The sequence below is a fragment of the Candidatus Eisenbacteria bacterium genome (assembly GCA_035712145.1).
In the GTDB taxonomy this organism is placed as follows: domain Bacteria; phylum Eisenbacteria; class RBG-16-71-46; order RBG-16-71-46; family RBG-16-71-46; genus DASTBI01.
On sequence record DASTBI010000022.1, the window covers coordinates 1 to 9089 of the forward strand.

The following is a 9089-nucleotide window of genomic DNA, read 5'->3' on the forward strand; positions in this document are numbered from 1 at the left end:
GGAGGCGTCGAGGATGATCGGCGCCTTGACGCGCCGGGTCGCGCCGTCGGCTTCGAGCAGCATCGACGGCGGCTCGGAGGAGTCGCCGGCGAGCGGGGGCAGGACGACATCGCGAGCGAGCGCGGTCACGCATTCGGCACCGGCAGCCACCGCCAGCGCGCGCAGCCGCGCGTCGAACCAGCCGCGCTGCAACTGCTGACCGGCGATGCCGACCGGAAACTGCTCGACACGGCGCGGCGCGTCCGCCCACCACACGACGTTGCCGAGCCACGGCTGAACTGCGGGATCGTCGATGACTTCCAAGGCGCCGATCGTCGCGACGACCTGGCGGGCGCTGGGCGGCAGCGACTCGACCGCGTCCTGACGCGGCGCTCGCGGCCGATCGACGAGGAGGACGCGATGGCCCCATGCGGCCAGCAGTCGCGCGGATGCGCAGCCGGCCGGGCCGCCGCCGATCACGATCGCGTCGTACACGATCGCCGCCGCGCCGTTAGACCGCGAAGACGTCCGGGCGCCACTCGAGGCCCAGTTCGCTTGGCGGCGCCATGTAGCCGACCAGCGCCGAGGAGGCGACGACTGCCGGACTGGCGAGGTAGCCCTCGCCGCCGAGTCCCATGCGGTTTTGCCAGTTCCGGTTGAACGACGTGATCGCGCGCTGCCCGGGCGACAGCGCGTCTTCACCCTGTCCGAAGCACGGGCCGCACCAGCTGGCGCGGATCTGGCCGCCGACCGAGCGGAACACACCGGCAATCGATTCGCCGTCGAGCCGCGGGTCGGGCCGCTCGATCTGCGCCTTCACGCCGCCCGATCCGGGGAACACGACGAACTCCTTCTGCGCCTTCGTCAGCCCCTGGCCGCGGGCCGCGACCAGGACGAGCGCCGCCGACAGCAGGTCGTCGTAGCTGCCATTCGTGCAGGAGCCGATCATCGCCTTGTCGAACGTGATCCGCTCCTTGGCGACCTCTTCGGCAGGGAACGCATTCCCGGGGCTGAACGGCTTGGCGATCATCGGCCGCACCACCGGCAGCTCGAGGCTCTCATCGATGGCGAAGGTCGCATCCGCTCCTAAAGCAATGCGCGGATAAGGCAGGTCGTTCATGCCCTTGGACGCGAACCACGCGTAGGTGATGTCGTCGGGCGCGAAGATCCCGTTCCAGCTCTCGGCTTCCGCCATCATGTTGCAGATCGTGTTGCGGAACGCGATCGGAAGCTGGCGATCGGCATCGACGAATTCGACGCTCATGCCCTGCGACTGCTTGGCGCCCCAGCGACGCAGCAGCTCGAGCACGATGTCCTTGCCGGTGACCCAAGGCTGCAGCTCACCGCGGAAGGTGACGCGCCGGGCCTGAGGGACGGTTGCGTAGATGTAGCCGGTGCTCCAGCCGAAGCCGAGCGTCGTGGACCCCACGCCGATCCCGATCGCGCCGTAGGCGCCATACGCGCGGCTGTGCGAATCGGCGCCGGGGATCATCATGCCCGGCATCACGAGCCCTTGCTCCGGGAAGTAGAAGTGGAAGATCCCGTCGCCCGGCGTCGCGTAGAAGGGTTTCACGATGCCGTGCCGCGCGGCGAACTCGCGCCCAATGGACGTCTGCTTCTCGTCGGCTTCCACCCCGGTGAAGACGAAGTGGTCGTTGGCGATCGCGATCTGACGCGGCCAGATGCGGTCACCGCCGGTGATCTGGTTGAAGGTGTGGATCGAGAATGGCGCGGTGCCGTCGCTCGCCGGAAGCAGGTCGGCGTAGACGCGCAGCGTGGCGCCCGGGCGGACCTCGGCGTTCCTGTCGACGCGGTGAGCCCACAGGATCTGCTCGGTGGTGGTCAGGCGCCTCGCCGTCGCGGCATTGGGCCATTCGATGGCCGGCCGCGTCTCGACGCTGGCCCTGAACTCCCGCCGGCCCACCGCGAAGATGCCGCCGCTGCGGCGGATCTCCTCTTCCTTCGGCGCCAGCGGCACCGGCTCGTAGGTCTTGCCGCGAGTCACGTTGGCCAGCCGCCGCGAATCCGGATCGAAGGTCAGCTCATCGCCTTCCTGCGCGTCGGCGACCGCTTCGGGACTCTGCACGACGTGGAGCCCGAGGTTGAACGCGTTCCGGCGGAAGATGTCGCCCATGTTGTTCCCGCACACCACGACCAGCTCGAGCCCCACCTCTTCCGCCACGCCCTTGAGCCCCGCCGGGCTCATCTCGCGGGACGAGCCGATCGCGAAGCGGTCGCCGGCGATCAGGAACGTCTCGCCGCGATGCACCCGAGCCCGGAAGTCGGGCATGAGGTAGCGGAACGAGCCGGCCTTCCAGCGCTCGTCGAGCGTCTCGAGACTCTCGGAGACGCAGTCGGCTGCCGGCGTGATCTGGTCGGTGTCGATGGCGTCGAGCTTCTTCCCCGGCACCTTGGGGTCCCAGAAGACCAGCGCCTTGCCGCGCAGAATGAGCGCCCCCGACGTCGCGTCGCTCGCGGCCTCATCGAGCGGCAGCCGGTCCAGAGATGCGCCGGGCTTGAGCCGAGCCGGTTGGATGGGATTCATTCGATCTCCACCTGTCACGAATCACAGGGCGGTCGAGGTTGGCCGCCCCCGCCGAACCGCAGTAGGTTACCGCACTCCCGCGTCACGCGCCCTTGGGCGCGCTTGCCGAGCCCGGAGGCATCCATGGTCGATGTGTCGCTGAGCCTGCTCCTCTTGTTCGCCCCCGAGTCCACCGCCGAAAGCACGCTTCGCGAGGAGCTGCGACCGTTGCAGTTCCTGGTGGGGAGCTGCTGGACCGCCACCTTCCCCGACGGCAAGCAGATCGACACGCATTGCTTCGAGAGCGTTTACCGCGGCCACTTCCTCAGGGATCGCCACGTCGTGCGAGGCGCCAAGTCGCCTTACGAAGGAGAAACGCTCTACGCCTGGGACCCCAAGCAGAAGAAGGTGGTCTACACCTACTGGGCGAGTGACGGCGGGATCAGCACCGGCTTCGTGGTCCCGGCGCCTGGCGAGATCCGGTTTCAGGAGTCCTACGCCGGAGCCGGCGGCGGGCTCGAGCTCGAGACGGTGTGGAAGCGCCAGGGCGAGAACGGATACCAGGCCCGGGTTCGCCAGAGGAAGGACGGCGAGTGGCGGGAGATGTGGACCATGGAATTCAGCCGGGATGGGCGCCGCGACCTGCCGGCTGCCCAGGAACCGCCCTCGAAGCCCTGACCGGGGGGTCCCTGGGCCCTCGAGGCAGCCCCGGCACCGCTCGGAGCCCGGCCCGCATCCAAGGACGTCGCCGACCGGCATCGTGCCGGTCCCTCGAACTCCCGGAAGGACGCCCATGCACGAGCTCCGCTGGCTGACTGATTCGACGCCGCCCGAGCCGGACGACTCCTCGGCTTCGGCGCCGGCGCTTTCCGACGAACAGCTGCTCGACGCCTACTCCGACGCCGTGACGCGCGCGGTGGAACGGGTGGGCCCGGCCGTGGTCAAGATCGAAGTCACGCACCCCTCACGGCGGAATCCCTCTGGAGAGCGGCCGGGCGGAAGCGGCTCGGGGTTCCTGTTCACCCCGGACGGGCTCGCGATCACCAACAGCCACGTGATCCATCGCGCCTCGACCATCGACGTGGTGCTGCAGGACGGACGCCGACTGCCCGCCACGCTGGTGGGTGACGATCCCGACACGGACCTCGCGATCATCCGCGTGTCCGGAGCGGATCTCGCGGTGGCCTCGCTCGGCGACTCGAGCAAGCTCAAGCAGGGTCAGCTGGTGGTGGCCATCGGCAATCCCTACGGCTTCCAGACCACGGTGACCGCGGGCGTGGTCAGCGCGCTCGGTCGGTCGCTGCGCTCACGCTCCGGCCGGCTGATGGACGGCATCATCCAGACCGACGCCGCGCTCAATCCCGGCAACTCGGGCGGACCGCTGGTCAACAGCCGCGGAGAAGTCGTCGGGGTCAACACCGCGATGATCCTTCCCGCACAGGGCCTCTGCTTCGCGATTCCTTCGAGCACGGCGCAGTGGGTGGCGAGCCTTCTGATTCGTCACGGGCGCGTGCGCCGGGCGTGGATGGGCATCGGCGGCCAGCAGGTCACGCTGCAGCGGCGCATCGCGCGGCACTTCGAGCTCAGCTCGGAGAAGGCGCTGATGGTGGTGCACGTCGAGACCGGCAGCCCGGCGCAGCGCGCGGGGCTGCGGGAAGGCGATGTGATCGTGGGCTACGACGGCGAGCCGGTGACGGGCGTGGACGACATCCACCGTCTGCTCTCGGACGGCGCCATCGGGCGCGAGGGCCAGCTCTCGGTGCTGCGGCGCTCGGAGAAGCTCACCTTCGCGATCACCCCGATCGAGTCGGCGCATCACGACTGATCAGCCGCCGCGGACAATGTCCATGACCCGCACCGGCCACGCCACGAGCGGCCACAGCACGAGGTCGTAGAAGGCCGAGATCTTCTCGGCGGTGGGCATGGAGCTGCCGGCGACCTCGAGGATGCTGGAGCCCGCGTTGACGTGGGCCATCCAGTTCTCGACCACCGCGATGGCCACGCCGGCAAGCAGATAGGCGATTGCGAGTCTTCCGATCGTACGCATTCGACGCCCTCCTGGAAGGCGAGGAACGTTATCGGCCCGCGGCCGGCGCCCCTGAAGCTAAGCTTGGGGCTGGCGGGAGTGCCAGTCGGTGGCGGACTGGTAGGCGTTGCCGATGGCGACCAGCGTGGCTTCGGAGAATGCCGGGCCCATCAGGGCGATCCCGGTCGGCAGACCGTTCTCGCCGAAGCCGTTCGGCATCGACAGCGCGGGCAATCCGCAGAGATTCCCCGCCGGAATGAGCGGAGGCCCGCCGCTCACGCCGGGATAGACGTCCTCGAAGTTCTTGTCGGCCGGGTACGATACGCTGGCGCGCGCCGGAGAGATCACGGCGTCGAACCGCTCGAACAGCTTGGCGACGGCGGCCTTCATGGGCCGCCGCAGGCGCATGGCGTGCAGATAGTCGACGGCGGGATACATGAGCGCCGAGTACCCGCCGGTGCGATCGTTGGGGCAGCGCAGCTCCTTCACCCTTCCCGATTCGATCAGCTCGCGAAACGCCGAGGCGCCTTCGGCATTGACGATGGCCGAGACCGAAGGGCCCCATGGAAAGTCGGGCCACTCGACGTCGGTCGTGACCTCGGCGTGGCGCTTCACGAGGTCGAGGGCCGCTTCGAAGTTCTGCCTCACCGCGGGCTGCGCCTTCTCGGTGACGCCCTTCGGCACCGCGAGCCGCAGCTTCGCGCGCGGCGTGGAGCGCGAGGCGTAGTCGAACTTGCGATTCACACTGCTCTCGTCGCGCGGATCGTGACCGGCGATCGCCGACAGCACGAGCGCACAGTCGTCGGCCGTGCGCGCCATGGGTCCCAGCTTGTCGAGCGTCCAGCACAGCGCCATCGCGCCGTGGCGGCTGACGCGGCCGTACGTCGGACGCAGGCCGGTGACGCCGCAATAGGCCGACGGGGTGAGGATCGAGCCCGAGGTCTCCGATCCGATCGCGAAGCTCACCAATCCCGCCGCGACCGCCGATCCTGGCCCGCTCGAAGATCCACCGCTCCAGAAGCCGGTGTTCCACGGGCAGAGACCCGGCCCGGTGAACGATGCATCGGCGTGGTTGTAGCCCATGCCTCCCGCCAGCTCGACCATGGCGAGCTTGGCGACCAGGATCGCGCCGGCCGCGCGGAGGCGCTCGACCGCCGTGGCGTCGTAGTCGAAGACCTGATCCTTGTAGGGCGCGGCGCCCCAGGTGGTGGGCACCCCCTTGGTGGCGAGCAGGTCCTTGGCGCCGTACGGAATGCCGTGGAGCGGCCCGCGGACCTTGCCGGCGGCGATCTCCTTCTGCGCCTGCCGCGCTTCCGCCAGCGCACGCTCGCGCATCATCGTGACCACGGCGTTGTACCGCGGACCGATCTTCTCGAGCCGCTCGAGCGAGAGCTCGGTGAGGTCCACCGGGGACAGCTCGCGCGTGCGAATTCGCTTGGCGAGGTCGCGGATCGGCTGGAACAGCAGGCCGGGATCGCTGCGCGTCTGGGGCATCTGGCTTCCGGCGCTCTGGCTCAGGCCTTGAAGGTGATGTCCGGCTCATCCGCGTTGGCGAGCTTGGACTCGCGCAGCCGCTGAATGGCCTTCAGGTCACCCTCGAGATCCTTGGTGATGGCCTCGAGCTCCTGAGGAGAGAGATTGGCCCCGTAGCGCTGCTTCACCACCTCGGCGAGCGCTCGTGCCTCGGCGGAGACCTCCGATCCCGGCGCCGGCGACGGTGGAGGAGATGCCGGAGACGTCACCGGACGGTTCGCAACCTTGGACTTCTGGGCCGCCGCCGCGAGGGCGGGGCCTCCATGCGCGACCGCCGCCGCTCCGGCCCAGCCCATGAGCTGGACGAAGCGACGGCGGCCGATCGTGGCGTTTGGTCCCGGCATGATCCCTCCGCGTGTAGAAGGAAGACGTTCGGGGCGAGGCGCGCACCTTACGACCCGAGGGCACCCTGGGCAATGGCGATTTCGAGCGCGAGATTCGCGGCTCCCCTGCCGATAACACGGCCGACGACGTTTGGAGGCCGATCATGCCCCCGTGGCTCATCGCGTTCATCATTCTCGACCTGCTGATCACCACCGTGGTGATCGCCCTGTTCCTGAGCGGGCGTCTCAAGCTCAACCTGAAGATCGACGGGGCCGTGTCGAACGTGAACTTCAGGGAGCTGATGGAGCTCACCAAGGACAAGCACGCCAGGATCGGCGAATACATCCGCGCCAACTGGAACGGGGCGCCCGAGGACCTGCCCGCAGTCCTGGAAACGCTGCTCGGCGAGCTCGAGCGGGATGCTCAGGCGCGCGGCATGACCGTCGATCGCACGCTGCTCAAGTCGATCCTCGCGAGCTCGGTCCGTCAGCACCACCTGGCCAAGGGCAAGGAGCTCGAGCAGGCGATGAAGCAGGTCGCTTGAGTCTCAGTCGCCCGTCGGAACGATCCCCGCGTTCTCGACCATCAGGATGACCGTGCGCTCCGGCGCGCGCGTGCGGTGCACGACACCCTTGGGCACCACGTAGCCCTGGCCCGGCGTCAGCGCGATCGTCTTGTCTCCTTCGAGGTCGATGAGCAGCTCGCCCTCGACCACCCAGAAGAACTCGTCGTCTTCGTCGTGCTTGTGCCAGTGGTACTCGCCCTTGACGATGCCCACTCGCACGACCGAGTCGTTGACCTTGCACAAGGTCTGGTTGAACCATGGATGCTCGACCGTGGCGGCCAGTGCGGGCACGTCGATCACCTCGAGCGGGCCGTGCAGGATGTCGAGGTGCGTATCGTAGGGATAGGACTCCGGAGCTTTGGCCATCATCGCCTCGCCAGGCTGCGCAGCACCGTCTGCAGGATGCCGCCGTTCCTGTAGTAGTCGACCTCGACCGGGGTATCGATGCGCGCGATCGCCGTGAAGCTGAGCTTCGAGCCGTCCGCGCGCGCCGCCTCGACCTGGAGCTTCATGCGCGGGGCGAGGCCCTTCTCGAGCCCCGAGATCGTGAACGTCTCACGCCCCGTGAGGCCGAGGCGCTCGGCGCTCTGCCCAGTCTCGTACTGGAGCGGGAGCACGCCCATGCCGACCAGATTCGAGCGGTGGATGCGCTCGTAGCTCTCGGCCAGCACCGCCTTCACGCCGAGCAGCAGGGTTCCCTTCGCCGCCCAGTCGCGCGAGCTGCCGGCCCCGTACTCCTTCCCCGCCAGGACCAGCAGCGGCGTTCCGGTTCCTCGGTAGCGCTCGCTGGCCTCGAAGATCGAGGTGGTCTCGCCGCTGCCGAAGTGGACCGTCACGTTGCCCTCGCTTCCCGGCACCAGCAGGTTCTTGAGCCGGATGTTGGCGAACGTGCCGCGCACCATCACCAGGTCGTTCCCGCGACGCGAGCCGTAGGAGTTGAAGTCGCGCTTCTGCAGACCGCGAGCTTTGAGCCACTGTCCCGCCGGACTCGCATCGGCAATGTCGCCGGCCGGTGAGATGTGATCCGTGGTCACCGAGTCGGCCACCATCACCAGCACGCTCGCGCCGCGGATGTCTTTGACCGGCGCCGGCTCGGGCGCCAGGCCCTGGAAGAAGGGCGGCTCGTGGATGTAGGTGGAGGCGTCGCTCCACTCGTAGAGCTCGCCTCCCGCGACGGGGATCGCGTTCCACTTGGGATTCCCGTCGAACACGTTGGCGTACTCCTCTCCGAATTGCTCGGGCTTGAGCGCCTTGGCGATGGTGGCCGCGATCTCCTGCTGCGTGGGCCACAGATCACGAAGGTAGACGGGCTTTCCGTCCTGGCCTGTGCCGAGCGGTTCCTGATCGAGATCGATGTCCACCGTACCGGCCAGCGCGTACGCGACGACCAGCGGCGGCGACGCGAGGTAGTTGGCGCGCGTGTGAGGATTCACGCGGCCTTCGAAGTTGCGGTTGCCGGAGAGCACCGCGGCGGCGACGAGATCGGCGCTGGTGATGCCCTCGGCGATCGGCTCGGGGAGTGGACCGGAGTTGCCGATGCAGTTGTGCACGGCCACCGTTCCGGCGATGAAGGCATGCGGTCCGGACACGGAGAGATCGAAGACTCGATGAAGGCCGGCCGGTTGACGGTCGATGACCAGCATCGTCACGGATGACACGTCCAGTGACTCGTCGTACTCCGCGATGGCCGTGAGACCGTGTCGTGGACCAGCGGCTCCACTCCCATGGGCCATGACCCGGCCGCCCCTGTGCCCGGACATCGCGGCGCTCGCACCGACCGCGACGACCACCTGATCCCGCCGCAGCTCCAGTCGATCGGCTCGAACCCAACGACCGCCCTCGCACAGGATCTCGTGGTCAGGCGTGCAGACGAGCTCTCGCCCATCCTCGAGGACGAGCGTCACGCATTCCCGCGCACCTTGGTTCAAGCGCTCCACCAGCTCCGCCACGACCAGCTCACCGTCTGGAGTCGGAGCCAGCAGCCGAACGCCTCCGTTCTCGGGAAGATCCTCGATCGGGCAAGCCGTGCCGTCCGCCAGAAGGACGGGTGTTCCCTCGGCGATGCAACTGGTACATCCGTAGCCCACGGTGTGGAACCCGGCGTACTCGAGGTCCTCCATCAGTCCTGCCTCGCGCAG

The 9089-nt window shown here is 68.4% G+C and carries 10 protein-coding genes; 3 read left to right on the plus strand and 7 right to left on the minus strand.

Annotation, left to right across the window (positions count from 1 at the left end):
* Both VFQ05_00970 and VFQ05_00975 read right to left on the minus strand, forming a co-directional pair.
* Positions 1 to 474 (minus strand): FAD-dependent monooxygenase (locus tag VFQ05_00970; GenBank protein HET9325323.1); only part of this gene is annotated, 474 nt, incomplete at its 3' end.
* Positions 475 to 490: 16 nt separating this feature from the next.
* A complete protein-coding gene (locus tag VFQ05_00975) occupies positions 491 to 2524 on the minus strand; it encodes an aconitase family protein (protein HET9325324.1) in 2034 nt (677 codons plus the stop codon).
* Between the two features lie 123 nt (positions 2525 to 2647).
* Here VFQ05_00975 and VFQ05_00980 point away from each other — a divergent pair, with 123 nt between their 5' ends.
* Together VFQ05_00980 and VFQ05_00985 are read left to right on the plus strand one after the other, a co-directional pair.
* A complete protein-coding gene (locus VFQ05_00980) occupies positions 2648 to 3181 on the plus strand; it encodes a hypothetical protein (protein ID HET9325325.1) in 534 nt (177 codons plus the stop codon).
* 115 nt (positions 3182 to 3296) lie between these two features.
* Positions 3297 to 4328, plus strand: a complete 1032-nt coding sequence (locus tag VFQ05_00985) for a trypsin-like peptidase domain-containing protein (protein HET9325326.1) — start codon at positions 3297 to 3299, stop codon at positions 4326 to 4328.
* Here VFQ05_00985 and VFQ05_00990 read toward each other — a convergent pair whose 3' ends face one another.
* Genes VFQ05_00990 through VFQ05_01000 form a run of 3 tightly spaced genes read right to left on the minus strand, consistent with a single transcriptional unit; the run spans position 4329 to position 6406 of the window.
* The gene (locus VFQ05_00990; GenBank protein ID HET9325327.1) at positions 4329 to 4550 is read right to left on the minus strand and encodes a hypothetical protein; all 222 of its coding nucleotides are present in this window, start codon (positions 4548 to 4550) and stop codon (positions 4329 to 4331) included.
* Between the two features lie 57 nt (positions 4551 to 4607).
* Positions 4608 to 6023 (minus strand): amidase, encoded by a 1416-nt coding sequence (locus VFQ05_00995; GenBank protein ID HET9325328.1) that lies wholly within the window; start codon positions 6021 to 6023, stop codon positions 4608 to 4610.
* Positions 6024 to 6043: 20 nt separating this feature from the next.
* Positions 6044 to 6406 carry a hypothetical protein gene (locus VFQ05_01000; protein HET9325329.1) on the minus strand — a complete coding sequence of 121 codons (363 nt, stop codon included), beginning with the start codon at positions 6404 to 6406 and terminating at the stop codon, positions 6044 to 6046.
* A gap of 143 nt (positions 6407 to 6549) precedes the next feature.
* Here VFQ05_01000 and VFQ05_01005 point away from each other — a divergent pair, with 143 nt between their 5' ends.
* The gene (locus tag VFQ05_01005) at positions 6550 to 6930 is read left to right on the plus strand and encodes a hypothetical protein (protein ID HET9325330.1); all 381 of its coding nucleotides are present in this window, start codon (positions 6550 to 6552) and stop codon (positions 6928 to 6930) included.
* A 3-nt stretch (positions 6931 to 6933) separates the two neighbouring features.
* Here VFQ05_01005 and VFQ05_01010 read toward each other — a convergent pair whose 3' ends face one another.
* A complete protein-coding gene (locus tag VFQ05_01010) occupies positions 6934 to 7317 on the minus strand; it encodes a cupin domain-containing protein (GenBank protein HET9325331.1) in 384 nt (127 codons plus the stop codon).
* Positions 7317 to 9089 (minus strand): aconitase family protein (locus VFQ05_01015; GenBank protein HET9325332.1); only part of this gene is annotated, 1773 nt, incomplete at its 5' end. The genes VFQ05_01015 and VFQ05_01010, both read right to left, overlap by 1 nt.

Bases quoted from the DNA above. Each gene is read 5' to 3' on its own strand.
- VFQ05_01010 (HET9325331.1), bottom strand. From the start codon at position 7,317: ATGGCCAAAGCTCCGGAGTCCTATCCCTACGATACGCACCTCGACATC.
- VFQ05_01005 (HET9325330.1), top strand. From the start codon at position 6,550: ATGCCCCCGTGGCTCATCGCGTTCATCATTCTCGACCTGCTGATCACC.
- VFQ05_00990 (HET9325327.1), bottom strand. From the start codon at position 4,550: ATGCGTACGATCGGAAGACTCGCAATCGCCTATCTGCTTGCCGGCGTG.
- VFQ05_00980 (HET9325325.1), top strand. From the start codon at position 2,648: ATGGTCGATGTGTCGCTGAGCCTGCTCCTCTTGTTCGCCCCCGAGTCC.
- VFQ05_00995 (HET9325328.1), bottom strand. From the start codon at position 6,023: ATGCCCCAGACGCGCAGCGATCCCGGCCTGCTGTTCCAGCCGATCCGC.
- VFQ05_01000 (HET9325329.1), bottom strand. From the start codon at position 6,406: ATGCCGGGACCAAACGCCACGATCGGCCGCCGTCGCTTCGTCCAGCTC.
- VFQ05_00975 (HET9325324.1), bottom strand. From the start codon at position 2,524: ATGAATCCCATCCAACCGGCTCGGCTCAAGCCCGGCGCATCTCTGGAC.
- VFQ05_00985 (HET9325326.1), top strand. From the start codon at position 3,297: ATGCACGAGCTCCGCTGGCTGACTGATTCGACGCCGCCCGAGCCGGAC.